The following is a 26243-nucleotide window of genomic DNA, read 5'->3' as shown; positions in this document are numbered from 1 at the left end:
AATAATAATATAAAGGCACAAGCAACGTAACCAATCAAATAACAAGGATAAAACATTATGAGAATTTTACTTAGCAATGACGATGGTATTCATGCTGAAGGTATCCAGACATTAGCGCGTGAATTACGCAAATTTGCTGATGTCACTGTTGTAGCTCCTGATCGTAATCGCAGTGCTGCATCCAGTTCACTGACTTTAGTTGAGCCATTACGTCCATTGCATTTGCCCAATGGTGATTATTGTTTAAATGGTACGCCTGCTGACTGTGTTTATTTAGCATTAAATGGCTTTTTATCTGGACAAGTTGATTTAGTCGTATCAGGGATTAATGCAGGTGCGAATTTAGGTGATGATATGCTTTATTCAGGTACGGTTGCTGCAGCATTAGAAGGACGTTATTTAGGGTTGCCCGCTATTGCTGTTTCTTTAAATGGGCGTCAACATTATGAAACTGCTGCACGTGTTGTGTGTGAATTAATTCCAAAGTTACATGGGCAGATTTTAAAGAGTCGTGAAATAATGAATATTAATGTGCCAGATATTCCTTATGAACAGTTAAAAGGGATTAAGGTATGTCATTTAGGTTATCGTGCTTCAGCTGCAGAAGTCATAAAACAACGCGATCCTCGTGGAGAAGCAATTTATTGGGTTGGACCAGCAGGCTTAGCTGAAAATGAACAAGAAGGCACAGATTTTCATGCCGTGAAGCATGGTTATGTCTCTTTAACTCCAATTCAGGCAGATATGACGGCTTATCATTCGTTACAATCTTTACAAGATTGGTTAGAAAGTGAATAATGATGCGTTTTTGATTATTTTTTAGGAAGGTGTAGGTTGAAAATTTTCGGTGCAATGTATGATAAAACGATGGCATGGTCACAGCACCGTTATGCGACGTTTTTTCTTTCTTTTACGAGCTTTATTGAGGCGATCTTTTTTCCTATCCCACCTGATGTGATGTTGATTCCAATGTCAATGTCAAAGCCCCAAAGTGCGCTCAAATTTGCGCTCTATACTGCGCTTGCTTCAGTGCTTGGTGGTGCAATTGGTTATGGGCTGGGCTATTATGCATTGGATTTTGTCCAGCATTATGTGCAGCAATTTGGTTATCAACAACATTGGGATACCGCTATTTCATGGTTTGAAAAATGGGGAATATTAGTGGTATTTGTTGCTGGTTTTTCGCCAATTCCCTATAAAGTTTTCACTATTTGTGCCGGTGTAATGCAAATGGCATTTTTGCCATTTTTGCTTACTGCATTTATTTCAAGGGCTGCGCGTTTTATATTAGTTGCAAAACTTGCTGCTTGGGGTGGTGAGAAATTTGCTGACAAATTACGTCGTTCAATTGAGCTTATCGGTTGGTCAGTAGTTGTTTTAGCAGTGCTGGCTTATGTTATTTTGCGATAATTTAAGGTTAAAAATGAATAAATTACTTTTATTGTTGTCTATGATTTTAGTGCTGGGCGCCTGTACAATAAATGTCCAAGATGAAAATGCGTTAACTCCTGGCATGATGGAGCCTGTTTCAGGTACGGGTGCTGTAGAAGGCGGTAGTTGGCTACCAGAAATTACAACACATTAATTAAAAATTTAAAATAAGAAAGAGGAAACTAGCAAATGAAAAAGTCGTTTTTACTTTTGCCTATCAGTATTGCGGTGTTGACAGCTTGTAGTTCAAATGCACCAGCACCTGTAGAAAGTGTTGATGGCACATTAACACCAGGTATTATGCAGCCCGTTGACCCAGCTAATGGGGGAGCTTGGGAACCTCAAATTCAGCAACAAAATACGATGCCAACGGGAATGGGACAACCAACCTATCAACCAACTTCACCAGCTAGCCAGCCTATAACGACTTCATCACATTTTGATATTCCTCGTGATCCTGTGACCAATCAACCTGATTATAGTAAGATCGTACGTGGTTCTTATAAAGGGGATACTTATACTGTACGTAAAGGCGACAGTATGTACTTAATTTCTTATATTTCAGGTCTTAGTGTTAAAGAAATTGCGGCATTAAATAATATGTCTGAGCCTTATACTTTGAGTACAGGTCAAGTGTTAAAAGTATCAAATAGTAATAATATCTACCAACCGAGTTCTGTTACACCGACCGCTGCGGAGGCAGCAACACCAAGTGTAAAGCCAGTAAGCCAGGACTTTAAGATCCCGCGTAACCCAAATGATAATCGTCCAGACTATAGCAAAATAGATAAAGGTTTTTATAAAGGCGAGACTTATACGGTACGTAAAGGCGATACCATGTATTTGATCGCCTATATTTCAGGGTTAGATGTAAAAGAGCTTGCGGCACTGAATAATATGTCTGAACCATACCGTCTAAGTGTTGGACAAACTTTACGTGTATCTAATGGTAAAACGGTAACGCCACAACCTGTGACGCAGCCTGTTGTGCCGCCAGTGACGCAATCAAAAACAACAGAGGTAACATATACACCAGGTCCACATGGTACACAATATGGATCTGATGGCACTATTATTGGACCAATTAAATCTGGTGTTGGCACAGGTACTACAGCCCCTCCACAACCTAAACCTGTTACTCAACCTGTTGTTGACTCACCAGTTTCTGTACCAGTACCAACAGGGGCTAAACAAGTAGTGTCTAATATTGCATGGCAATGGCCAACTAAAGGGAATATTGTGCAAAGTTTCTCTACTGCTGATGGAGGAAATAAAGGCATTGATATTGCTGGTTCTCGTGGTCAAGCGGTTAATGCTGCAGCAGCCGGTCGTGTTGTGTATGCTGGAAATGCCCTGCGTGGTTATGGTAATTTAATTATTATTAAACATAATGATGATTATTTAAGTGCTTATGCACATAATGAAAGCATTTTAGTGAAGGATCAGCAAGAAGTTCGTGCTGGACAACAAATTGCTAAAATGGGGAGTTCTGGTACAAATAGTGTGAAATTGCACTTCGAAATTCGTTATAAGGGTAAATCTGTTGATCCGACTCGTTATTTACCAAAACGTTAATCAAGCATATTTAAATATCACTGCACCTGGTTTAAGGTGCAGTTTTTTTATTGTCGACTAAAAACGATATTCTCTAGAAGTAGGTTTTTACACGGTTAACCAAAAAGTGACTGGTCCATCATTGGTTAAACTCACTTGCATATCCGCAGCAAATTGCCCTGTTGCTGTATTGATTTTTTCTGCACATTTTTGGGCAAAGTACTGATATAACTCATTGGCAAGCGTAGGAGGTGCACCGTTTGAAAAGCTTGGTCTTAAACCTTTGTGGGTATCTGCAGCTAACGTAAATTGAGAAACGACTAAAATTTCACCATTAATTTGTTGGACATTTAAATTCATTTTGCCTTCATTATCACTGAAAACCCGATAGTTAAGCACTTTTTCTACTAAGCGTTCTGCTTTGGCTTTATCGTCTTGTTTTTCTACGCCAAGTAATACTAATAAGCCTTGTCCTATTTCTCCGACAGTTTGTGTTTCAACTATGACTTTTGCCTGTGTGACACGCTGAATTAATGCGATCATTGTTCTTCCTTCATTTGTGCGATTTTGTGTTGGCTATCTTTTATAGCTGTCATTTCTGTTAACACAGCAGACAGTTGTGCACCCAGTAAAACAACAACCCAACTTAATTGAATCCATAACAACATAATAGGTAAGGTTGCCATTGCACCATAGATTAATTGATATGAGGGGAAGGTCGTGATGTACCAAGTAAAGGCTTGCTTACCTAGTGTAAAAAAGAAAGCGGCAACTAATGCACCTGCCGCAGAATGGCTCATTTTGACTTTCTTATTAGGCACAACCGCATAAATCAGTGTGAAAATGAGCCAAGTGAGTAAGAATGGCACAAAGCTGAGTATTTTTAAACCAAAGGGCAGTGTTAAATCAGAATCAATAAATTCTGTCACATAGGTACTAACATAAGTACTCACCCCAATACTGGCGCCAATTAATAAAGGACCAAAGGTCAAAATTAGCCAATAAATAGCAATCGAAAAGACTAAGGGACGCGTGCTGCTATCATGCCAAATCGAATTCAGCGTACGATCAATGGAATTGATTAACATCAGCGCGACGGCAACTAAACTGATGACACCTATTGCACTCATTTGTTTGGAGTTAGTCACAAATTCATCAATATATTGCCCGACCGTATCACTGGCTGAGGGGGCAAAGTTATTAAAGATAAAGGTTTTGAGTTCGTCTGTGACTTCATTAAACACCGGAAATGCAGAGAATACCGAGAAGACCACCATGATTAATGGCACAATGGCCAACATCGTACTATAAGTTAAATAACCCGCTGCTTGCGTTAACTTATTTTGTTGGAAGCGACAAAAGAACGTTTTAAAAAATAAGATAATACTTTTAAATGGGTTTTTCACAGTAAACCTCCGCAACAATGTTTAAATTTTTTGCCTGAGCCACAAAGACAAGGTTGTTTCATCGTAGGTAAATTGACAGTTGGATCAACAAAATACCAGCGGGTTGCAATGTTGACGAAAAGAGAATGCTCATAATGTGCTTGTTTTCCTTCAGCAGTCACAAAAAAAGCATTAAATTCAACCTTACTATGTTGTTTGGAAAGAGATTGATGTTTGATCACCTCTAGTCCTAGCCATTGAGTTGTTTGCGCCCATTGTCGTAAAACAGAGAGATCTAACAACGCCTGTTGGCTAGGGACAGTGGTTGCAGCAATATACTCGATGTTGTTTAATGTATAGGCACTATAGCGCGAACGCATTAGTTGCTCTGCGTTATGTGGAAACTGTTGATATAAATGAAAAGGCTCACAGCAACCTTGATAGGTTTGCCCTGATTGACAGGGACAAAGTGCGGTCGATTTTTCAGTCATTTTAATACATTACTGTCATTTAAAGTTACACGAATTGTAACAAAGCGCTGCTGGATTGAGAAATGATTTGTCCCGATTAGTGGTTTCTCTCTTAAAGTGCGGTCTGTTTTGACAAAATTTTACAACATCGTTAGCGCATATTGCATCAAACTGATCGCAATCCCCCACATCACACAGCCAATGACGATATCCAAGATGCGCCATGTTACAGGACGTTGAAATAATGGAATGAATAATCTGGCACCATAACCTAGGCTAAAGAACCAAAGCCCAGATACGCTTAGCGCGCCAAGCAGAAAGAAGCCTTTTTGTTCTAAAGTTAAGGTTCCTGCGATGCCACCAATAATCACGACCGTATCTAAATAAACATGTGGATTGAGTAAAGTAATCATTAGAGTCGTGAATATCGCTTTTAGTACAGACTGTGTTTGTGCATTGTGCTGTTCAAGTTGTACAACGGAATTCCCTTGATAAGCTGAACGGAATGCATTTGCGCCATAGATAAATAAAAATAATGCGCCGACAACGGCTAAGGCAACAGTCGCTGTTGGACTTTGGCTAATGAGAGAGCCTAATCCTAATACGCCAATGGAAATGAGGATAATATCACAAATAAAACAAGTCAAAATCACAGGCAAGATATGTTGTTTTAATACAAAGGCATTTTGTGCACCTATTGCAATAATCAAACCTGCGGTCACAAAAAATCCATGTAACATGCTTTCCATCTTAGCTCCTGAAGTGAGAATTTCCTTAAAAATTGGCTAATAACGTAGTACACTAACCACATTATTTTCTCTTTGCAAGTGGTTACTTAACACCTTGTTAACAAGTGAGGTCGATCATGAAATCCTATTTAATTGCGCCTTCGATTTTATCTGCTGATTTGGCACGTTTGGGTGAAGATGTCGCAACAGTTATAAATAGTGGTGCTGATGTTATTCATTTTGATGTGATGGATAATCACTATGTCCCTAATTTAACTTTTGGTCCGGCAGTATGTCAGGCATTACGTGATTATGGCATTACTGCACCAATTGATGTGCATTTAATGGTAAAACCAGTGGATCGCCTTGTTCCCGATTTTGCCAAAGCAGGTGCGGATTATATTACTTTTCATCCAGAGGCAACAGAACATATTGACCGTACTTTACAGCTTATTCGTGATTGTGGTTGTAAATCAGGTTTAGTATTTAACCCTGCTACGCCATTGAGTTATTTGGATTATGTGATGGATAAAGTGGATGTGATTTTATTGATGTCAGTCAATCCGGGCTTTGGTGGACAGTCATTCATTCCAAGTACGTTGAATAAATTACGCCAAGTACGCCAACGCATTGATCAAAGTGGTTTTGATATTCGTTTAGAAGTTGATGGTGGTGTGAAGGTCAATAATATAGCTGATATTGCCAGAGCTGGTGCTGATATGTTTGTCGCAGGTTCAGCGATTTTTGATCAGCCAGACTATAAGAAAGTTATTGATGAAATGCGCCAACAATTGGCAACAGTTTAACGAGATTAACAAGTGCGGTATAAAAATGACACAATTTAAATTGATTGGTTTTGACCTCGATGGAACATTAGTTAACAGCTTGCCAGATTTGGCGCTCTCAGTGAACTCTGCTTTAGCTGAATTTGATTTACCCCAAGCGCCAGAAGCATTGGTTTTGACTTGGATTGGTAATGGGGCAGATGTTTTAATTGCGCGGGCATTAACGTGGACGACAGAACAGGGCGGCAAAGTACTCACTGACGAGCAAATTCGTGAATTAAAACGTCGCTTTGGTTTTTATTATGGCGAAAATTTATGTAATTTAAGTCGCCTCTATCCCAATGTAAAAGCCACTTTAGAGCAACTTAAAGCACGGGGCTATACTTTGGCAGTAGTGACAAATAAACCGACGAGACATGTACAGCCTGTATTAGCTGCATTTGGGATAGATCATTTATTTAGTGAGCTTTTGGGTGGTCAATCTTTACCAGCGATTAAACCACACCCTGCCCCATTGTATTATTTATGTGGTAAGTTTGGGTTATATCCAAAGCAAGTTTTATTTGTTGGTGATTCGCAAAATGATATTTTAGCAGCACATGCAGCAGGTTGTCCCGTTGTCGGTTTAACTTATGGTTACAACTATAACATCCCAATTGAACAAGCCAATCCAGATTGGGTATTTGATGATTTTGCCGATATTTTGACGATTTTAAAATAAGGAATAACAATGACAAAACCAGTAGTATTAAGTGGCGTACAGCCTTCAGGTGAATTAACAATCGGTAACTATCTTGGTGCATTACGTCAATGGGTAAAAATGCAAGATGATTATGAATGTTTATTTTGTATTGTTGATTTACATGCGATTACCGTACGTCAAGACCCCGCTGCATTACGTAAAGCCACATTAGATGTGTTAGCGCTTTATTTAGCTTGTGGCATTGATCCAGAAAAAAGTACGATCTTTATTCAATCGCATGTGCCAGAACATACCCAATTAGCTTGGGTCTTAAATTGTTATACTTATTTTGGTGAAATGGGACGGATGACCCAATTCAAAGATAAATCAGCGCGTCATGCTGAAAATATTAATGTTGGTTTATTTACTTACCCAGTGTTAATGGCCGCCGATATTTTGTTATATCAAGCGAACCAAGTACCTGTAGGCGAAGATCAAAAACAACATTTAGAAATTACGCGTGATATCGCTAATCGTTTTAATGCGTTGTACGGTGATTTATTTGCGGTACCAGAGCCATTTATTCCAACAGCGGGTGCACGCGTGATGTCACTGTTAGAACCTGAAAAGAAAATGTCAAAATCAGATGAAAATCGCAATAACGTAATTGGTTTATTAGAAGATCCAAAAGCTGTAGCGAAAAAGATTAAACGTGCAGTGACAGATTCTGATGAGCCGCCAGTAGTACGCTATGATCTACAAAATAAGGCGGGTGTTTCTAACTTATTAGATATTTTGTCTGGCGTGACAGGCAAATCGATTGCGGTGTTAGAAGCAGAGTTTGAAGGCAAAATGTATGGGCATTTAAAAGGCGCTGTGGCAGAAGAAGTGTCGGCAATGTTGACTACGCTTCAGGCGCGTTTTCATCATTTCCGTAGTAACGAAGCATTACTGAATAAAATTGCGCATGAAGGCGCGCAGAAAGCCCGTGAACGTGCTAAGCAAACCCTTGAGGCAGTGTATGACGCAGTGGGTTTTGTGGCGTAATTGATGATTTAGACATTTTTCTATTTTAAACCGTACTTTTTAATGAAAAGTACGGTTTTTTTATTTTTAACTTATGAAAATATATTTTTACGGCAGATCTTTGAATTTCTTCAAAAATATGATAAAAATGAAAATGAGACTTATTATCATTTTGTTGTAATGTGAAAGGAGAGAGTATGCAACAGAAAGAACAGGTTAGTTTGCTTAGTTTAAGTTTGTGTATTGCTTTAGGGATGATACCACAGGTTGCTTTTACAAAGTCAAATACGGATAAACCAACAAGCAGTAATTTAGAAACTATTATTGTGAATGAAAATGATGAAAAAAATGACTATGACGAGAGTTTACTCAAAACATATCTTTCTGTGGGTTCTTATTCTTATTTAACTCAATCTGATATTACTCGTTTCCGAGGAAGCTCTGTTGGTGATTTTTTATCTGGTGTACCTAGTGTAATTGTAGGAAACAAACGTAATAGTGGTGCGCTTTCACTAAATATTAGAGGTATTGCGAATGAGAATAGGGTACCTGTTTGGGTGGATAATGGGCTTCAATCTGTACCATCTTGGCAAGGCTATGCTGGTTCATCAACGCGTACTTATTTAGATCCTGATTTAATTAGCCAAGTTGAGATTGAAAAGGGACCCTCTTTAGCAAATGATGCAACGGGGGCTGTTGGTGGTGTTGTGCGTATGAATACGATTAGTTGGCAAGATATTATTACAGAAGGCAAAACATGGGGGATACGCTTAAAATTAGGCACGATGACGAATACAGTTGCTCCTCCTGCAAATTATACAAGAGGAGGTTATCAAACAAGGTATATCCATCGATGTATTACAAATAATACTGGATTATGTCAAACACAAACCTATGCACCAAATGCGCGTTATTCGACTCATGGTTTGGATTTCAATGCCTATAATTATAGTATTGCTTTGGCTAAAAAATGGGAACATGCAGATGTTGTGCTTGCATATGCTAAACGTAAACAAGGTAATTATTTCGTAGGGCGACATGGACAAACACCACAGATTGAGGGTATTGAATTTGAAAAAGATAGTGTTGAAGTTCAAGAGCCTCGTAGGCACGAAGAAGTAGAAATAGGCAAACTTCGATTCAAAGAAAATCATAGTACACTTTATCGCCCCGGTGAAGAAGCGTTAAATACATCGCAAAATAACCATTCTTATTTGGCAAAGGTTAATTTTTATAATGATAAGCATCGCTTGGGATTGGCTTACCGATACTATGGTAGTCATTTTGGTGAAATTATGAGTTCTCTTTTAAATTTTAGAGCTTATGGTGCGTTACAAGGTGAGGGAACAGAAGTTAAAGTGAGTAATTACAATATTAATTACCAATACAATCCTGCTACACCTTATGTGAATTTAAGTATAAATGCTTATTATACCGACAGTGATTCTTCTAATTTTACACCACTGATTGAAGAATATGGCTATTCACTTTCGAGTCGTCATGCTCACTTTTTAATCTCAAAACAAAAAGGATTAAGCATTGATAACACGAGTATCTTCCAACTTAATAAACAACCTTTGACTCTAAAATATGGTATTGCACATAATTATGAGCGTATTTATCCACCTCGTGATGCACTGCAAAGAGTGAGAGCAAAAGGTTATCCTGATAATGCCATTGCACCATTATATGTTCGTGATGGTAAACGAAAAGAAATCAGCGCATTTGTTGCAGCCAATTATCCATTTAACTCATGGTTAAAAGCGGATCTTGGGCTACGTTATATGCAATCGACTATTCATGATTATGTTGTACGTGAAGAGAAAGTGCATATTGGTGATAAACCTGTCCCTCGTCCTGGTGGTGGATTTGATTTTATACCGCAGTACAAATATGTTGTGCATAAACAAAAACCAATTAAAAACAAAGGGTTATCGCCTATCATCATGTTAAGTTCAGAGATCGCAAATGGTACAATTATTTATGTAAAATATGCTCAGGCATTACGCTCCCCAAGTTTATTCCAAGCAACTAAAGGCTGGAGTATGCAGTCAACAGGAGATAATTTGGAACAATTAAAGCCTGAAAGAGCAAAAAATTGGGAGTTTGGTATTAGTGGGTTTTACGAAAATGTAGGACGCATAGATAATGTGGTTGGCTTTAAATTTGCGTATTTTCTCAATAAGATTGATGATTATTTAACTCGGAGTTTTGATCGCAAAAGTGGTTTAACTCAAACATTGAATATTCAGAGTGCGCAATTTACTGGCTTTGAAGCTTCAACATATTATGATATGAGAAAAGTTTACGCGAAATTATCAGGGACGTATTATACCAAAACTCAATTTTGTTTGACACCTGAACAGGCAGGAAAAGGCGAGCAATGTAATTCTGGTTATGTGTATCGTAGTAACTTAAATAATGCTGTACCTCCACGCTTAAATTTGCATATTATACTAGGCTCACGTTGGCTAAATGAGAAGTTAGATATTGGTGCTCGTTATAGTTATTACAGTAAACGTTTTGTACCAGTGCTATCATCGCAGCGTTTTGTAAATACTTCAAGTATCGAGTGGGCGCCTTATTCTTTGGTTGATTTATATGCAAATTATAATGTATCTGAGCAGCTTAAATTGACGATGACAATGGATAATGTATTAAATCGCTATTATTTAGATACAAATAATATGGGGTTGAATACTGCGCCAGGTAGAACATTGCATCTTGGGGTAGAATATCGTTTCTAAATAGATAATGTTATGTGTAAAAATCGTACTTTCAATCAAAAGTGCGGTTTTTTATATTTTGGTGAGAAGTGATCAGCGTTTACTTTACTATATGATAAATAGCTTTTGTTATCAATGAGGGTAGGAATTATTTAAACAAGCTTGTTGTCAAAGCTAATACCAGTTACATTATTTGTTCATTTATCTAAATGAATAGATTGCATAGAGAGGAAAGTGCGGTGAGATTTTTAAAAATTTTATTTTGTTCGGCGTTATGCTATGTATCGAATGTGTGGGCAAATGCAGATTTTAATATTAAGTATAGCTCTAACTATTTAATGCCAGCTTATGTGCATTTCAAAGCGGATGGTAGTCAATATTCGGTTGATGCTAAAATTAATGTGCCTTTGTATAACATTCAATTCTTGTCCAAGGGTAAGCAAGGGAGTAAGCAGTTTGAGATGGTCGATTATAACGATATTCGTAATGGCAATCCTTATGCAACGGCGAAAATTCAAGCCAGTACAATTGAATATGGCAAAGTGAAAAATGGCTTAACGACAAAAGAATTAACATTACCTACTTTTGATTTGTTTACCATGGCATTTCAATTGAGCTATTACGATAAATTGCCGATTAATTTTCAAATTACCAATGGGAAAAAATTGTATCCAATGCATAATGTTTTCGTGAAAAAAAGCGAAGATGTAGTGAAATATAATAAGCAAGACGTGACACAAATTACTTACCAATTTAAAACAGGTGATAAAGATATTATAGTGAAAAAATTTGCAGGGGAACAATTCCCCCGTTTTATCTCCTACAATCGTGACGGCGATAATTACGAGCTGACATTTAGTGACTTTGTAAAGTAAGTGCTCTGAATATCAGTAAAAAGTGCGGTGAAGATTGATCAGAACACCGCACTTTTTTATTGGATTAGACTAAGAAATAGCGATAAGCTGGGCTTTCAGTGACATCTTGATACACGTAACCTAGTTTTTCCAAATGTTGATTGAAAGCATCAAGATCTTGATCATTTAATTGGAAACCTGCAAGTACATTGCCATAATCAGCACCATGTGCACGATAGTGGAATACTGAAATATTCCAATGTGTTTGTCCTAAAGTTTCGAGGAATTTTAATAATGCGCTTTTTTGCTCTGGGAATTCAAAGCTATATAAGCGTTCTTTGAGTTGGCTATTTGAACGCCCACCAATCATATATCGTACATGGGTTTTAGCAATATCATCATTTGATAAGTCGATTAAATCGTAACCATTGCGTTGTAATTGATTGATAATATTATTTTTTTCTTCTTCGCCACTGATACGTACCCCTACAAAAATGCAAGCTTGTGCATCATCAGCGTAGCGATATTTAAATTCTGTGACGGGTACTGCACCGAGAATATGACAGAATTTTAAGAAACTGCCCGGTTTTTCTGGAATGGTCACAGCTAGCAATGCTTCTTGCTGCTCACCAATTTCACAACGTTCTGAAACATAACGTAACGTATGGAAATTTAAATTAGCACCAGAAAGCACGTTAATTAAGGTTTCACCTTGAAGGTTATGTTCTTTCACATATTTCTTTAAGCCCGCTAACGATAGTGCACCAGAAGGTTCAGCAATGGCTCGCACATTTTCAAAAATGTCTTTCACTGCGGCACAAATTTCATCGCTATCCACTAGCACTACATCGTCAATATATTGTTGACAAACTCGGAACGTTTCATCACCAATGCGTTTCACCGCAACGCCATCCGCAAATAAACCAACACGATCTAAGTCAATGGGTCTACCGACTTTTAAGGCTTTATATAAACAAGCAGAATCTTTTGATTCCACGCCAATCACTTTGATTTCTGGCATTAATTGCTTAATTAATACCGCAATACCAGCGGCTAAACCACCGCCGCCAACAGGGACAAAAATGCGATCAATTTGGGTATTTTGTTGTAACAATTCCATTGCCAAAGAGCCTTGTCCAGCGATCACAGCAGGGTGATCAAATGGAGGAATAAAAGTCATGTTTTTAGTTTGGGAAAGTTCGATAGCTTTGGCTTTGGCTTCATCAAAATTCGCCCCATATAATAATACTTCGCCGCCAAACCCACGCACTGCATCGACTTTAATACTTGGTGTGTTTTGTGGCATCACGATTAATGCGCGTAAACCAAGTTGTTTAGCAGAAAGTGCCACACCTTGTGCATGGTTTCCTGCTGAGGCTGCGATTACACCAGCACGTTTTTGTTCTTCATTTAAGCCTGCAATCATGGCATAGGCACCACGTAATTTGAAACTGTGGACGGGTTGGCGATCTTCGCGTTTGATAAAAACTTTATTGCCTAAACGTTCTGAAAGTTTTGGCATTTCTTGTAGCGGGGTAATTTGGGCTACTTCGTAAACTTTTGAGCTGAGCACAGCTTTTAGGTATTCTGAGCCAGTCGGTTGGTTGGAGGTTAAGTTGTTGACCATAAATTATATCCATTGTTTTATCTGGTTTATGACCTGCTTTCTTTTGCTTGTGAAAAAGAAAGTTGGCAAAGAAAACACGCCCCGATAAGTTGTTTTATCCTCATGACAAAGCAATTTTTTCATGAAAAATAAGTTGATTTCATTTTGTTACGCAACTTTATTTTTCTAAAAATTGCTTTTCTATTCGGGCAACTTATATGAGGTCCCCGCTTTAATTCGAAGATAATTAAAAAGTGCGGTGTGTTTTTAAAAATTTTTAATATCTACGTCTTGCTCCCCCTCATTTCAATAAAAAAAGGGGAAGAGCCTTTAAATTTTGCTTTTATCTCTCACGGCACCTTTGTCTGCTGAAGTGGCAAAATGCCCATAAACTTTTAAGGCAAATGACACTTCACGTTGGCGGTTAGTTGGCTGCCAGCCGAGCTTATCTTGCTCAATGCGGCGTTGGTTTAGCTCCTCTTCAGCGACACATAATTGGATTGAACGATTTGGAATATCGATTTCAATTGTATCCCCATTTTTGACTAGGCCTATCATTCCGCCTGCGGCTGCTTCTGGTGAAACGTGACCAATAGACAAACCCGAGGTACCACCAGAGAAACGTCCATCCGTTAATAATGCACAGGCTTTACCTAAGCCCATTGATTTTAAATAACTGGTTGGATACAGCATTTCTTGCATGCCAGGACCGCCTTTTGGACCTTCGTAGCGAATGACGACCACATGACCTGCTTGCACTTTACCGCCTAAAATGCCTGTAACCGCCTCTTCTTGGCTTTCAAACACAATTGCGTGGCCTGTAAATTTTAAGATTGATTCATCAACGCCAGCGGTTTTGACAATACAACCGTCTTGGGCAAGATTGCCTGAAAGCATTGCTAATCCCCCATCTTGACTATAAGCAAATGCTTTGCTGCGGATACAACCATTTTCACGATCATCATCTAGACTATCCCAACGACAATCTTGTGAGAACGCTTCTGTAGTACGGATACCTGCAGGACCCGCACGGAAGAAGGTATGTACCTTTTCATCTTGTGTCAACTTGATATCATAGCGCGCAAGCTGTTCTGCTAGGCTTAAACCTAATACGGTACGAGTATCATTGTGCAATAAATTTGCACGATCCAATTCACCTAAAATCGCCATAATACCACCTGCACGGTGTACGTCTTCCATATGGTATTTCTGTGTATTTGGGGCGACTTTACTTAAGCAAGGGACTTGGCGGGACAAGCGATCAATATCTGCCATACTGAAGTCTACTTCGGCTTCTTGTGCCGCAGCAAGTAGGTGTAATACGGTATTAGTCGAACCGCCCATTGCAATATCAAGACTCATGGCATTTTCAAAGGCGGCTTTGGTGGCGATATGACGTGGTAAAATGCGAGCATCATCTTGTTCATAATAGCGTTTGCAAAGTTCAACAATTTGCTTTCCTGCTGCTAAAAATAATTGTTTACGGTCGGCGTGAGTGGCTAAACAGGAACCATTGCCTGGCAAGCTTAAGCCTAATGCTTCAGTTAAGCAGTTCATCGAATTGGCGGTGAACATGCCAGAGCAAGAACCACAGGTTGGGCAAGCAGAGCGCTCAATTTTATCGCTGTCTTCATCTGATACATTGGGATTTGCCCCTTGAATCATGGCATCGACTAAATCCAGTTTAATAATTTGATCTGACAATTTGGTTTTACCCGCTTCCATTGGTCCGCCTGACACAAAGATGGTTGGAATATTGAGGCGCAATGCTGCCATTAACATACCTGGTGTGATTTTGTCACAATTGGAAATACACACCATTGCATCAGCACAATGTGCGTTAACCATATATTCCACAGAATCTGCAATTAAATCGCGCGAAGGCAAGGAGTAGAGCATCCCACCATGTCCCATCGCAATACCATCATCCACCGCGATGGTATTAAATTCTTTGGCGACACCACCGGCTTTTTCAATTTCGCGGGCGACTAATTGGCCAATATCTTTTAAATGGACGTGACCGGGAACAAATTGGGTAAAAGAATTGACCACTGCAATGATGGGTTTTCCAAAATCCTTATCGGTCATTCCTGTTGCACGCCACAAGGCTCTTGCCCCCGCCATATTGCGACCTTGTGTGCTGGTTGCTGAACGTAATTTTGGCATAATCTCTCCAAGTGTAATGTTGTGTTTCGCTGACTCGCTGTTGTGTAATAAGTGTGAGTCAGCACGATTAAATTGTCCTTCCTAGTATTTAGGTGGCTTAGTTGGTCGTAATGACCCTAAATAAATGGCTAACATGGTTAGCAGTGCCCCGTACCATTGTAACCCATTGATCATTTTATTGAGCAATAAGTAATCGATTACTAACGCAGCAACAGGCTCTGAAAGCAGTAACAGCCCTGTGACGCTAAGGGATAACAACGGAATGGAGTAGGCGATCATGCCCCAAGCTAAACATTGCATGACCGCGCCATAAATCAGTATTAACCCCAATTGTTCCCACGTTGTTGGGCAAAGCTGAGTACTGTTAAGCCATAATGCAGGCACAAACAGAATTAACATTCCGCCTACACTGACGCGGAACATTAATGGGAAAATGGGGGTCACTGCAGCTTGTTGTGTTTTACGAATATAGACCATAGATAAGGCGAGCATTAGTCCTGACACAATACCCGAAACAAATCCCCACAGTGCATTGTCATTTTGTTTAAACTCAGGACTGCCAATTAATGCCACACCGAATACGGCAAGGCAGAGACTGAATAACTGTAAAGTACTTTGCCGTTCACGAAACCAGAAAAAACCAATTGCAGAGAGCCAAAAAATTTGCAGGCTGTTTAACAAAGTCGAAATGCCTGGACCTACAGCATAAATACTCTCATGCCATAAGGCTAAGTCTAAGCCTAAAAATGCACCAGAAATGAGCGCGTAATGTTTTGCTTTACTTGAAATCGGAGCATATTGTTTAAAGCACTTGGCTAACGTATAAAAAATCATGGCTGCGACCAATAAACGCCAAAAAGCAATGGCATAGGCTCCAACGGGTACATAAGCCACAATTAAACTACCAAGACCAAAAATAATGCAACCCACCACTAAGCCAATCATGGCGGTTTTTTCTGTAGGAGCGAAATGTGTCATATTTTTCCTTTAATCAGCGCTTATTCAGTCAGAATAAATTCAGCGGCTTTTTGTGCGTGTAATATGCTGGTATCAAAAAATGGCAGCGTCGCATCTTGCTGATTAATTAATAAGCCAATCTCAGTACAACCTAAAATCACACCCTGTGCGCCTTGTTTTTCTAACTCTGCAATGACGTCAAGATAAAATTGCTTAGATTCAGATTTGATTTTGCCGATACAAAGTTCAGTAAAAATAATACGATGAATTTCTTGTTGTTGTTCATTGTTTGGTACGATCGGAGTGATGCCACGTGCAAGTAAGAGATCACGATAGAAGTGATCTTGCATGGTAAATTGCGTACCTAATAAAGCGATTTGGTTAATTTGTTTGGCGTTAATGGCTTTTGCTGTGGCATCAATAATATGCAGAAAAGGGACATCAATGGCTTGAATAATTTGTGGTGCAACTTTATGCATTGTATTCGTGGCTAACAGCACGCCATCCACCCCGATTTGTGTTAATTTTTGCGCAGCAGCTGCTAAGATTTCACCCGCACAGTACCATTCACCTTGTTTTTGTAAGCGTACAATTTGTTCAAATTCAACATTGACAATGACTAATGGTGCACTATGATTTCCACCTTTTGCTTGATTCACTAACTGGTTGATTAGGTTGTAATAAGTGATTGTGCTTTCAGGTGACATGCCACCAATAATACCGAGTGTTTTCATGAACGTTTTCCTTACCTGTTTTATGCTTGTACTAGATTAATGGCTGATACATCGTACATTTTACTTAATTGATTAACCAGTAAACTTAAAGTACGTTCACTTTTTACAGTAAAATCACAATGTGCTATGTTATTTTCTGTTTGGACTTGCAGTGCAACAACATAAAAACCACGATGGCGAATAACACGTAAAATACGTTCAAGGGTTTCTGGACGTTGGTTTGCTTTTAATGTGAATTGATAAGTTTGCATATAAAAATTTCCTCAAAATCGACCGCACTTTACATGTTTTCTAACATATCCATATTGCAGGCATTTGGTGGGACTAATGGCCAGACATTCTCATTACTTGAGATACAAACATGTAAAAAATAGGCTTCTTTACTTGCTAGTAAACGATCTAATGCCGCATTGACTTCTTCCCCTTTGGTAATACGTTCACCTTGAATACCAAAGGCAGCGGCTAACATGACAAAGTCAGGGTTATCATCTAAGATCGTGCTACTAAAGCGAGCATTAAAGAACAGCTCTTGCCATTGACGTACCATTCCTAAGCGTTGGTTATCTAATAACACAATTTTTACTGGTGTTTTACCACGTTTAATTGAACCTAATTCTTGAATGTTCATCATGATAGAGCCATCACCTGAAATCACGATGACATCATCTTCTGGGCGCGCTTTTTTCGCACCAATAGCGGCAGGTAAGCCAAAACCCATAGTGCCATACCCAGCAGAAGTAATGTAATTAGTTGGTGCAAAATGTTGCATATGTTGTGCAGACCATATTTGATGTTGACCCACGTCAGTAGTGATAACAGCACGTTGTGGCTTTTTGTTAGAGAGAGTATGTAATAACCAGAGCGGGTTAATAAAGCGATCACCTTGATTTTCACCATAGCAAAAATCATGTTGCTGCTTCAGTTGTTGTACTCGATTTTGCCATGCGGTGAGTGTTAAAGGGACAGTAAGTGCTTTAAAGGCTTGTACAATGTCGCCACACAATGCGACATCTGGACGGCGTAACTTACCGATTTCAGCAATATCAATATCCGCATGAATCACTTTAGCATGAGGTGCAAAAGTGTCTAATTTCCCCGTTACCCGATCGTCAAAACGGGCGCCAAAGGCGAGTAATAAATCACATTCTTGGACAGCATAGTTAGCTGCTTTAGTACCGTGCATGCCAATCATACCCATATAGTAAGGGTGATCAGGATTGATTGTACCAAGTCCTTTTAAAGTTGAAACACTTGGCATTTGGGTTACGGCTAAGAATTGGCGTAATTCAGCAACAGCATTTGCCATACCGACACCGCCTCCAACATACATGACAGGGCGTTTAGCCGCTTTCAATAAAGCTAAAGCTTGGGTTAAATTTTCATCAGATAAGGCGGTAGGTTTTTCCTGTGCAAAAACAACAGGATTCAGTTCAGTGGGAGCAACTTGAACATCTTTTGGAATATCGATCAAGACAGGACCAGGTCTACCGCTGGCAGCAATTTGAAAGGCTTTGGCGATAATTTCAGGTAATTCATTGATATGTTGGACTAAGAAACTGTGTTTAGTACAAGCAAGTGACATGCCTAATACATCGGCTTCTTGGAAGGCATCAGTACCAATAAGCGGCGAGGCAACTTGCCCCGTAATTGCCACAACGGGGATAGAATCCATTAAGGCATCACCTAAGCCTGTGATTAAATTAGCAGCACCAGGTCCAGACGTAGCAATACAGACACCGACTTTACCACTCGCTCTAGCATACCCAATTGCTGCCATCGCGGCACCTTGCTCATTACGGCAGAGTAAATGTTCAATCCCTGCATCATATAATGCGTCATACACTGGCATAATCGCGCCGCCTGGATAGCCAAATACGCTCGTGACACCATGCGCTTTCAAACTTTCTGTTACTAATCTTGCCCCATTCATGCTAATCACCCTTACTTATTTCTTATGTATAAAAAAACCCTCGTCGATTATCAGACGAGGGTTATATTTGATCTCTTTGTGTACTGCTAATCAAACATTAACGCACTCGCCCCGCAGTGATAATAATCACCACGAGGTTAATAATAATGTTGATCACAGGGCGTAATGCCATCATTTTATGTCCAAATAGTTAGTATGCTGTTGTGTGTTTTATATTCATATCATATTTTTTTTTCAGCGCAAACAATTTTTTTACAATTTTATAAAAAAGAGGAAAACGTTTTCGTTTATTGTCTTATTGTGCAATGTATTTCCATTTTATTCATTTTTTCGCGGCACTCACTGGGTTGTGTTATCATAAACAGAATTTTTCGACAGTAGGATAGAGATAGACTATGCAAAAATGTCCTTTCCGTGCCATTGTCTCTGACTTAGATGGTACTTTGCTCAATGCAAATCATGTGATTGGTGATTTCACCATTGAAACGCTACAAAAACTCGCTGCTAAAGGCATCGATATTATGTTGGCAACAGGGCGTAATCATACTGATTTAATGCCAATCTTAAAAAAAGTGAATATTGAAAACGCGGTGATGATCACCTCAAATGGTGCAAGAGCGCAAGATCTACAAGGTAATCTATTAGTACGTAATTATTTGCCTGAACGGACTGCACTTGAAATCATGAATTTACCTTTTGATCGCACACGTGTGTGTGTCAATTCATATCAGGGGGATGATTGGTTTATTAATATTGAAGTACCCCAGTTACGTAAATATCATCAGGATTCTGGTTTTATGTATGAAGTTGTCGATTTTGCGCAACATCATGGGCGTGCGACAGAAAAAGTATTCTTTATTGGACGCGAACCTCAGGATCTGGTGGAGATAGAGGCGCATTTGAAAAAGACTTATGGTGATGTGACAAGCATTACTTATTCAACACCGCAGTGTTTAGAAGTTATGAATCGCAATGTTTCTAAAGCGAGTGCGCTTGCACAAGTACTCGCAGAACGTGATTATGATATGCAGCAATGCCTTGCTTTTGGTGATGGTATGAATGATGTACAAATGTTAACCCAAGTTGGCAAAGGTTGCGTAATGGGCAATGCGGATCCGCGCTTAAAAGCAGCTTGTCCAGATTTGGAAGTAATTGGCTTCAATGCACAAGAATCTGTGGCAAATTATATTCGCACCATATTTGACATTGTGTAAGCGATTCAATCCAGTTTATTGCTTATGATATGAATCTGTTGAATTTGTTCTTAATTAGCGGTGGCGCTGCTCTTGGCGCGATGTTGCGTTATGGATTGATACTATTACTCAATCCATTTTTTGCTTTTTTATCCTTTGGGACATTAGTGGCGAATTATATAGGCTGTTTAATCATGGGCGTTATGTTAGCCATATTGTGGCAATTTCCTGCGTTTTCGGTTGAATGGCGTTTGTTTTTCGTGACAGGCTTTTTAGGCAGTTTAACTACCTTTTCATCATTCAGTGCAGAAGTGATTGAGCATTTTGTTCAGCATAAGTGGTTGGAAGGCATGGCTATTGTTTCATTGCATTTAGTTGGCTGTCTGTTTTTTACTACGCTAGGTGTCGTTATTTGGCGTTATTTTCAGTAAAAAATTGCTTAATTCTCGCTAATGCCAAATTACGAATTGGATCGCGCTCAAATAGAATCTCATGCTTACTGTGCTCAATCTGGATGAGCTGACCTTGTGGTAAAAGTGCGGTCAGTTTTTGCAGATTTTTGTTATCCACAATCTTTTCTTTTTCGGACTGTAAAATCAGCACTGGAATTTCAATGCGTGGTAAAATCGTTGGTAATTTTTTAATTGCATTAAAGCATAAATGTACCCAACGGAAAGTGGGACCGCCTAAATGAATATGTGGATGACGACGATTAATGCGATTCATCCATTTCATTCTTGTGCGGCAACAACTGAGATCGTTTTTGTCTAAATCTGCGGGTTTATATTTCCCTCTACCGAATACATAGCGTGCACCTTGCCCAAATAGCACCATCAAATTAATAATCAATTCATCGCGCAATGAATGTTGCAGTGGAATGCCATAAAATGGCGCAGAAAAGACCGCACTTTGTACTTGATGATCATAATTAGCGAGGTAGTAAGTGCTGATTAATGCCCCCAGAGAATGTGCCAAAATATGTTGGCTTTGATAGTGATATAGCGAGGTGATTTTTTCTAGCAACAAAGCAATATCATCAGCATAAAAACGAAATTCATCAATATAACCTTTATCATGATCTTTTAATAAACGCTGTGAATAGCCTTGTCCGCGATGATCAAACACTAATACATCATAACCTTGTTGATAAAAATCATAAGCAAGTTCAGTCCATTTCAACAAGTTTTCAGCGCGCCCATTAACTAAAATCACTAATCTACGTTCAACGGGATGGTCTTGGACAAAATGGCGGTAAGTAATACGCACACCTTGTTTGCCCGTGAGATCTTGTAATGGAAACTGGGCTGCAAAAGGATGTAGTTCTGCTAAAGCAAAGTGAGTGAAGTGGGGTTCGCGTTGAATCATAGCCTACTCTAAATCAAAACTAAAAACGGGTTAATCATAGCATATTTCGTTACAGCGCTGGCTGAAAATCACCGTGTAAGACTAACGTGGGTATTGATAAGTTATGTTAGAGAGAAAAAAGTGCGGTCAATGATAAAAATAAGCTAAAACTGACCGCACTTTTAAGGTGGAGAATGATTTCGTGTTACGCGACAAGTTGTTTTAAAATGCGGCGTAGTGGCTCTGCAGCACCCCATAATAATTGATCACCTACTGAGAAAGCGGCGACATATTCAGGTCCCATTTTCAGTTTACGTAAGCGACCGACTGGAATTTCTAATGTACCCGTCACTTTAGTTGGAGTTAAGTCGCGTAAAGTTGCTTCTTTTTCATTTGGAACCACTTTTACCCATTCGTTATGGCTTGCAAGAATTTGCTCGATTTCCTCTAATGGTAAATCTTTTTTCATTTTGATAGTAAAAGCTTGACTGTGGCAGCGTAATGCACCGATACGTACGCATAAACCATCTACAGGAATTGGACTATCGTCTAAGCCTAGAATTTTGTTTGTTTCAGCATAACCTTTCCATTCCTCTTTGGTTTGACCGCCTTCCCACAGTTTATCGATCCAAGGAATTAAGCTACCTGCTAATGGTGCACCAAAATTATCGATAGGTAAGTCGCCACGCATTTTGGCAGTAACTTGACGTTCGATTTCTAAAATTGAAGAAGCAGGATTGTCGAGATCCGCTTTCACACTGTCTTCTAATTGTCCCATTTGGACTAACAATTCACGCATATTTTTAGCGCCTGCGCCACTTGCTGCTTGATAAGTTGCCACTGAAACCCATTCAACTAAATCACGTTCAAATAAGCCACCTAGCGCCATTAACATCAAACTGACAGTACAGTTACCACCAACGTAAGTTTTAATACCGTTTTTTAAGCCTGCGCTAATCACGTTTTGGTTCACTGGATCCAGTACAATAATGGCATCTTTTTCCATACGTAGTGCAGAAGCTGCATCAATCCAATAACCGTTCCAGCCAGCAGCACGTAGTTTTGGATAGACATCATTAGTATAATCACCACCTTGGCAGGTGACGATAATATCCAATTTTTGTAGTTCGGTGATATCAAAAGCATTTTTTAATTCACCTGCGTCTTTGCCACTAAATACGGGGGCTTTTTGGCCTGCTTGCGAGGTAGTAAAAAACACTGGATTGATGTTTGCAAAATCATTTTCTTGTTGCATACGATCCATTAATACGGATCCCACCATCCCACGCCAACCGATAAAACCAACGTTTTGCATAAAATTTTCCTTATATTAAAAGTGAATGATATTGTGTTTGATTGAAGTTAATTAATTACAAGATAGCTTAGATAAAAGCAAGCGTTTTTGTTTAAAAAGCAACAAAAGTTAATGGATTATTGTATTTGAGTAATAGATTATCTAAATTTTTGAATTGGATTAAAGTTGATGGTGTGACGTAATGCAATAAAAGTGCGGTCAGTTTTGAGCAAGTTTAGGTAACTTGGGTATGGTTCATCCTGATAAAAAATAACGAGATGCGCTAGACTAATTAGTAAATGAGTGGAGCATCAAGAGTTATACAGGGCAATAAATAAGGGCAGCCGATGAAGACTGCCCAATATGATATAGATTTTGAGTGATTATAAAATCTCTTTTGCTTTCGCTACAACGTTTTCAACAGTGAAACCAAAGAGTTTAAATAATTGGTCTGCTGGCGCTGATTCACCGAAGCTATTCATGCCGATAACACGGCCTTCAAAGCCTACATATTTATACCAGAAATCTGCAATTCCTGCTTCAATTGCGACACGTTTAGTGACTTTGCTTGGTAATACGCTTTCACGGTAGGCTGCATCTTGTTTATCAAATACATTGGTGCTTGGCATTGAAACAACGCGGACTTTTTTACCTTCTGCGTCTAATATTTCAGCGGCTTTCATCGCAAGCTCTACTTCAGAACCTGTCGCGATGAAAATAAGATCAGGACAATCACCTTTTTCACAGCAATCACGCAAGATATAACCGCCACGTGCAACATTAGCAAGCTGTTCTGAAGTGCGTTCCATTTGTGTAAGATTTTGGCGCGTAAAGATAAGTGCACTCGGACCTGCTTTACGTTCAACTGCCGCTTTCCACGCTACCGCAGATTCCACTTGGTCACATGGACGCCATGTTTCAAGATTTGGAATTAAACGTAATGTGGTGGTTTGTTCAACAGGTTGGTGGGTTGGACCGTCTTCTCCTAAACCGATAGAATCGTGGGTGTAAACAAATAATGAACGTTGTTTCATTAATGCAGCCATACGCACGGCATTATGAGCATACTCCATGAACATTAAGAATGTTGCACCATAAGGGATGAAACCTCCATGTAAGGCAATACCATTCATAATGGCTGACATACCAAATTCGCGTACGCCATAGTTGATGTAGTTACCATCCGCATTTTCTACTGCACGAATTGGTTTTGAGCCAGACCATAAGGTTAAGTTAGAGCTTGCTAAGTCAGCCGAACCACCTAAGAATTCAGGTAGTAATTTTGCGTAAGCTTCAATCGCATTTTGTGATGCTTTACGGCTTGCAATACTTGCTGGGTTAGCTTGCAGTTTTTCAATGAATGCTTGTGATTCTGTTGCCCAGTTAGCCGGTAACTCTGCATTAACACGGCGAGTAAATTCAGCGGCTAATTCAGGATGCGCTTTGGCATAAGCAGCAAATTTTTCCTCCCAATTTTTTTCAGCAACACCACCTTTTCCTTTAGCATCCCACTGTGCATAGATATCGGCAGGAATTTCAAATGGTGCGTGTTCCCAATTTAATGCTTTACGTGTTAAAGCAATTTCTTCATCGCCTAATGGTGCACCATGGCTATCATGAGAGTTTGCTTTGTTTGGTGAACCAAAACCAATAATTGTTTTACAGATGATTAAAGTTGGTTTGTCTTTTTCGGCTTGTGCTTTTTTTACTGCCTCAATGATTTGTTCTGAGTTATGTCCATCAATCGCAGGAATCACATGCCAGCCATAAGCTTCGAAACGTTTTTGCGTATCATCAGTGAACCAACCATCTACATGACCATCAATTGAGATATTGTTGTCATCATAGAAAGCAATTAATTTACCTAAACCTAATGTGCCTGCTAATGAACAAGCTTCATGTGAGATACCTTCCATTAAACAACCATCACCTAAGAACACGTAAGTATAATGGTCGACAATCTCATGACCTGGACGGTTAAATTGATGGGCGAGAGTTTTCTCTGCAATTGCAAAACCAACCGCATTAGTAATCCCTTGTCCTAACGGACCTGTAGTGGTTTCGACACCTGGCGCATAACCATATTCTGGGTGACCTGGTGTTTTAGAATGTAATTGACGGAATTGTTTTAAATCATCAATTGATAAATCATAGCCAGTTAAATGCAAAAGGCTATAAATCAACATCGAACCATGACCATTAGACAGAATGAAACGGTCGCGATCGACCCAGTGTGGATTCGTTGGATTGTGTTTTAAGAAATCACGCCATAATACTTCAGCAATATCAGCCATTCCCATTGGCGCGCCCGGATGACCTGATTTTGCTTTTTGTACTGCATCCATGCTTAAAAAACGGATAGCATTTGCCAGTTCTTTACGTGTTGCCATAATGATTTGCTCCTAAGTGAATTAAGACTTAAATTTGAACAGTATTTTACTCTATTTTACCTGCAAAGGATAATGAATTTGTGTTGTATAACTCGTAGCCAAGATACATTCCTTTTTTCCGTTAAACACTCTATACTGTGCTGAATAAATAATATTCAATGCAGGAAAAAAGATGAAATACCAAGTAATTGCTTTTGACCTTGATGGTACGTTATTAAATAGCCAAGGACAAATTTTAGCTTCGAGTAAAAGTGCGATTCAAAATTGTGTTAATAAAGGTTTAAAAGTCATTTTAGTCACAGGACGGCATCATACTGCCGCCTATCCTTATTATCACGAATTAAATTTAACAACACCAATGATTTGTTGTAATGGCACTTATGTTTACCAACCTCAGACAGATACCGTACTCGCCGCCAATCCCTTATCATTTAATCAAGCACAGCAAGTGATTCAATTGGCTGAAAAATACGGATTGCATTTGCTAATGTATTCACGTAATGAAATGAATTATTCCTCATTAAATGAACATATGCGTAAATTTTCACAATGGGTACAAGGTTGCCCTCTTGAGGTACGCCCTAAATTACGCCAAGTTTCCGATTTTAATGCACTATTAAGCAATGATGAAACGATTTGGAAATTTGTGATTAGCCATCCTGATCGTACTCTGATGCAACGTGCTGTGAATGATTTATCTCCCACTGAATTTAGTTGTGAATGGTCATGGGTTGATCGTGTTGATATTGCCAATGCAGGTAATACAAAAGGCGCAAGATTACTTGAACTGTTAAGTGCATGGCAGATTGATCCACAACTTGTTATCGCCTTTGGTGATAATCATAATGACATTTCAATGTTAAATGCAGTGGGTTTAGGTGTTGCAATGGGTAATGCTGAATCCGATATTAAACAACAAGCGCATTTAGTGACTTTAAGCCATGATGAAGACGCTGTCGCCTCGGTATTAACCTCTCTGATTGATTAA

The 26243-nt window shown here is 39.2% G+C and carries 25 protein-coding genes; 12 read left to right on the top strand and 13 right to left on the bottom strand.

Annotated elements, in window-relative coordinates:
* Window positions 1–57 precede the first annotated feature (57 nt).
* From surE to nlpD, 4 genes are read left to right on the top strand one after another with little or no spacing between them, the layout of a single operon-like run.
* Window positions 58–798 carry a 5'/3'-nucleotidase SurE gene (gene surE / locus C0975_RS06560; RefSeq protein ID WP_101775591.1) on the top strand — a complete coding sequence of 247 codons (741 nt, stop codon included), beginning with the start codon at window positions 58–60 and terminating at the stop codon, window positions 796–798.
* 36 nt (window positions 799–834) lie between these two features.
* Window positions 835–1410 (top strand): YqaA family protein, encoded by a 576-nt coding sequence (locus C0975_RS06555; protein ID WP_101775590.1) that lies wholly within the window; start codon window positions 835–837, stop codon window positions 1408–1410.
* A 13-nt stretch (window positions 1411–1423) separates the two neighbouring features.
* Window positions 1424–1585 (top strand): hypothetical protein, encoded by a 162-nt coding sequence (locus C0975_RS11375; protein WP_167383043.1) that lies wholly within the window; start codon window positions 1424–1426, stop codon window positions 1583–1585.
* Window positions 1586–1620: 35 nt separating this feature from the next.
* Entirely contained in the window at window positions 1621–3006 is a 1386-nt protein-coding gene (nlpD, locus tag C0975_RS06550; RefSeq protein WP_101775589.1) for a murein hydrolase activator NlpD, read from the top strand.
* 87 nt (window positions 3007–3093) lie between these two features.
* Here nlpD and dtd read toward each other — a convergent pair whose 3' ends face one another.
* The 4 genes from dtd to C0975_RS06530 all read right to left on the bottom strand — a co-directional run bounded on the left by dtd (window position 3094) and on the right by C0975_RS06530 (window position 5589).
* A complete protein-coding gene (dtd, locus tag C0975_RS06545) occupies window positions 3094–3528 on the bottom strand; it encodes a D-aminoacyl-tRNA deacylase (protein ID WP_101775588.1) in 435 nt (144 codons plus the stop codon).
* Window positions 3525–4391 carry a virulence factor BrkB family protein gene (locus tag C0975_RS06540; protein ID WP_101775587.1) on the bottom strand — a complete coding sequence of 289 codons (867 nt, stop codon included), beginning with the start codon at window positions 4389–4391 and terminating at the stop codon, window positions 3525–3527. Before C0975_RS06540 ends, dtd begins: the two co-directional genes overlap by 4 nt.
* Window positions 4388–4861: a YchJ family protein gene (locus C0975_RS06535; protein WP_101775586.1), complete on the bottom strand. Its 474-nt coding sequence runs from the start codon at window positions 4859–4861 to the stop codon at window positions 4388–4390. Before C0975_RS06535 ends, C0975_RS06540 begins: the two co-directional genes overlap by 4 nt.
* Before the next feature lie 119 nt (window positions 4862–4980).
* Window positions 4981–5589 carry a LysE/ArgO family amino acid transporter gene (locus C0975_RS06530; protein WP_101775585.1) on the bottom strand — a complete coding sequence of 203 codons (609 nt, stop codon included), beginning with the start codon at window positions 5587–5589 and terminating at the stop codon, window positions 4981–4983.
* Window positions 5590–5705: 116 nt separating this feature from the next.
* On the opposite strand from C0975_RS06530, the gene rpe reads away from it, so the two are divergent.
* The 5 genes from rpe (at window position 5706) to C0975_RS06505 (ending at window position 11662) form a co-directional block, all read left to right on the top strand.
* Window positions 5706–6374, top strand: a complete 669-nt coding sequence (gene rpe, locus C0975_RS06525) for a ribulose-phosphate 3-epimerase (RefSeq protein WP_101775584.1) — start codon at window positions 5706–5708, stop codon at window positions 6372–6374.
* A 25-nt stretch (window positions 6375–6399) separates the two neighbouring features.
* Window positions 6400–7074, top strand: a complete 675-nt coding sequence (locus C0975_RS06520) for a phosphoglycolate phosphatase (protein ID WP_101775583.1) — start codon at window positions 6400–6402, stop codon at window positions 7072–7074.
* 9 nt (window positions 7075–7083) lie between these two features.
* The gene (gene trpS / locus C0975_RS06515) at window positions 7084–8082 is read left to right on the top strand and encodes a tryptophan--tRNA ligase (RefSeq protein WP_101775582.1); all 999 of its coding nucleotides are present in this window, start codon (window positions 7084–7086) and stop codon (window positions 8080–8082) included.
* 176 nt (window positions 8083–8258) lie between these two features.
* Window positions 8259–10808: a TonB-dependent receptor domain-containing protein gene (locus C0975_RS06510; protein WP_101775581.1), complete on the top strand. Its 2550-nt coding sequence runs from the start codon at window positions 8259–8261 to the stop codon at window positions 10806–10808.
* Window positions 10809–11026: 218 nt separating this feature from the next.
* Entirely contained in the window at window positions 11027–11662 is a 636-nt protein-coding gene (locus tag C0975_RS06505; protein ID WP_101775580.1) for a hypothetical protein, read from the top strand.
* A 64-nt stretch (window positions 11663–11726) separates the two neighbouring features.
* Here the strand turns inward: C0975_RS06505 and ilvA are convergent, their stop codons facing one another.
* The 6 genes from ilvA to ilvG form a co-directional block, all read right to left on the bottom strand.
* Window positions 11727–13268, bottom strand: a complete 1542-nt coding sequence (gene ilvA, locus C0975_RS06500; RefSeq protein ID WP_101775579.1) for a threonine ammonia-lyase, biosynthetic — start codon at window positions 13266–13268, stop codon at window positions 11727–11729.
* Between the two features lie 309 nt (window positions 13269–13577).
* Entirely contained in the window at window positions 13578–15413 is a 1836-nt protein-coding gene (gene ilvD, locus C0975_RS06495) for a dihydroxy-acid dehydratase (RefSeq protein ID WP_101775578.1), read from the bottom strand.
* Window positions 15414–15494: 81 nt separating this feature from the next.
* Window positions 15495–16391, bottom strand: a complete 897-nt coding sequence (locus C0975_RS06490; RefSeq protein WP_174674044.1) for a DMT family transporter — start codon at window positions 16389–16391, stop codon at window positions 15495–15497.
* 20 nt (window positions 16392–16411) lie between these two features.
* Window positions 16412–17104 (bottom strand): aspartate/glutamate racemase family protein, encoded by a 693-nt coding sequence (locus C0975_RS06485; protein WP_101775577.1) that lies wholly within the window; start codon window positions 17102–17104, stop codon window positions 16412–16414.
* Window positions 17105–17124: 20 nt separating this feature from the next.
* Complete coding sequence (ilvM, locus tag C0975_RS06480; protein ID WP_101775576.1) at window positions 17125–17355, bottom strand: acetolactate synthase 2 small subunit; 231 nt, start codon at window positions 17353–17355, stop codon at window positions 17125–17127.
* 29 nt (window positions 17356–17384) lie between these two features.
* The gene (gene ilvG / locus C0975_RS06475) at window positions 17385–19034 is read right to left on the bottom strand and encodes an acetolactate synthase 2 catalytic subunit (protein ID WP_101775575.1); all 1650 of its coding nucleotides are present in this window, start codon (window positions 19032–19034) and stop codon (window positions 17385–17387) included.
* 395 nt (window positions 19035–19429) lie between these two features.
* Between ilvG and C0975_RS06470 the strand changes: the two genes are divergently transcribed.
* Together C0975_RS06470 and crcB are read left to right on the top strand one after the other, a co-directional pair.
* Window positions 19430–20248, top strand: coding sequence for a Cof-type HAD-IIB family hydrolase (locus C0975_RS06470; RefSeq protein ID WP_101775574.1), 819 nt, complete (start codon window positions 19430–19432; stop codon window positions 20246–20248).
* A 29-nt stretch (window positions 20249–20277) separates the two neighbouring features.
* The gene (gene crcB, locus C0975_RS06465; protein ID WP_101775573.1) at window positions 20278–20658 is read left to right on the top strand and encodes a fluoride efflux transporter CrcB; all 381 of its coding nucleotides are present in this window, start codon (window positions 20278–20280) and stop codon (window positions 20656–20658) included.
* Here the strand turns inward: crcB and C0975_RS06460 are convergent.
* The 3 genes from C0975_RS06460 to tkt all read right to left on the bottom strand — a co-directional run bounded on the left by C0975_RS06460 (window position 20636) and on the right by tkt (window position 25255).
* Window positions 20636–21589 (bottom strand): alpha/beta fold hydrolase, encoded by a 954-nt coding sequence (locus C0975_RS06460; RefSeq protein WP_174674047.1) that lies wholly within the window; start codon window positions 21587–21589, stop codon window positions 20636–20638. The genes crcB and C0975_RS06460 overlap by 23 nt on opposite strands.
* Before the next feature lie 187 nt (window positions 21590–21776).
* On the bottom strand, window positions 21777–22886 hold the full coding sequence (gene asd, locus C0975_RS06455) for an aspartate-semialdehyde dehydrogenase (protein WP_101775571.1): 1110 nt from the start codon (window positions 22884–22886) through the stop codon (window positions 21777–21779).
* A 362-nt stretch (window positions 22887–23248) separates the two neighbouring features.
* A complete protein-coding gene (tkt, locus tag C0975_RS06450) occupies window positions 23249–25255 on the bottom strand; it encodes a transketolase (RefSeq protein ID WP_101775570.1) in 2007 nt (668 codons plus the stop codon).
* Between the two features lie 172 nt (window positions 25256–25427).
* Here tkt and C0975_RS06445 point away from each other — a divergent pair, with 172 nt between their 5' ends.
* Window positions 25428–26243 carry a pyridoxal phosphatase gene (locus C0975_RS06445; protein WP_101775569.1) on the top strand — a complete coding sequence of 272 codons (816 nt, stop codon included), beginning with the start codon at window positions 25428–25430 and terminating at the stop codon, window positions 26241–26243.

The organism is Pasteurella oralis (genome assembly GCF_002850605.1).
GTDB classification, from domain to species: domain Bacteria; phylum Pseudomonadota; class Gammaproteobacteria; order Enterobacterales; family Pasteurellaceae; genus Pasteurella; species Pasteurella oralis.
This window is presented reverse-complemented; position numbering and strand designations above follow the sequence as displayed.

Coding starts and splice junctions, on each gene's coding strand:
- surE (WP_101775591.1), top strand. CDS start 58: ATGAGAATTTTACTTAGCAATGACGATGGTATTCATGCTGAAGGTATC.
- C0975_RS11375 (WP_167383043.1), top strand. CDS start 1,424: ATGAATAAATTACTTTTATTGTTGTCTATGATTTTAGTGCTGGGCGCC.
- nlpD (WP_101775589.1), top strand. CDS start 1,621: ATGAAAAAGTCGTTTTTACTTTTGCCTATCAGTATTGCGGTGTTGACA.
- dtd (WP_101775588.1), bottom strand. CDS start 3,528: ATGATCGCATTAATTCAGCGTGTCACACAGGCAAAAGTCATAGTTGAA.
- C0975_RS06535 (WP_101775586.1), bottom strand. CDS start 4,861: ATGACTGAAAAATCGACCGCACTTTGTCCCTGTCAATCAGGGCAAACC.
- C0975_RS06530 (WP_101775585.1), bottom strand. CDS start 5,589: ATGGAAAGCATGTTACATGGATTTTTTGTGACCGCAGGTTTGATTATT.
- rpe (WP_101775584.1), top strand. CDS start 5,706: ATGAAATCCTATTTAATTGCGCCTTCGATTTTATCTGCTGATTTGGCA.
- C0975_RS06520 (WP_101775583.1), top strand. CDS start 6,400: ATGACACAATTTAAATTGATTGGTTTTGACCTCGATGGAACATTAGTT.
- trpS (WP_101775582.1), top strand. CDS start 7,084: ATGACAAAACCAGTAGTATTAAGTGGCGTACAGCCTTCAGGTGAATTA.
- C0975_RS06510 (WP_101775581.1), top strand. CDS start 8,259: ATGCAACAGAAAGAACAGGTTAGTTTGCTTAGTTTAAGTTTGTGTATT.
- ilvA (WP_101775579.1), bottom strand. CDS start 13,268: ATGGTCAACAACTTAACCTCCAACCAACCGACTGGCTCAGAATACCTA.
- ilvD (WP_101775578.1), bottom strand. CDS start 15,413: ATGCCAAAATTACGTTCAGCAACCAGCACACAAGGTCGCAATATGGCG.
- C0975_RS06490 (WP_174674044.1), bottom strand. CDS start 16,391: ATGACACATTTCGCTCCTACAGAAAAAACCGCCATGATTGGCTTAGTG.
- C0975_RS06485 (WP_101775577.1), bottom strand. CDS start 17,104: ATGAAAACACTCGGTATTATTGGTGGCATGTCACCTGAAAGCACAATC.
- ilvM (WP_101775576.1), bottom strand. CDS start 17,355: ATGCAAACTTATCAATTCACATTAAAAGCAAACCAACGTCCAGAAACC.
- ilvG (WP_101775575.1), bottom strand. CDS start 19,034: ATGAATGGGGCAAGATTAGTAACAGAAAGTTTGAAAGCGCATGGTGTC.
- C0975_RS06470 (WP_101775574.1), top strand. CDS start 19,430: ATGCAAAAATGTCCTTTCCGTGCCATTGTCTCTGACTTAGATGGTACT.
- crcB (WP_101775573.1), top strand. CDS start 20,278: ATGAATCTGTTGAATTTGTTCTTAATTAGCGGTGGCGCTGCTCTTGGC.
- asd (WP_101775571.1), bottom strand. CDS start 22,886: ATGCAAAACGTTGGTTTTATCGGTTGGCGTGGGATGGTGGGATCCGTA.
- tkt (WP_101775570.1), bottom strand. CDS start 25,255: ATGGCAACACGTAAAGAACTGGCAAATGCTATCCGTTTTTTAAGCATG.
- C0975_RS06445 (WP_101775569.1), top strand. CDS start 25,428: ATGAAATACCAAGTAATTGCTTTTGACCTTGATGGTACGTTATTAAAT.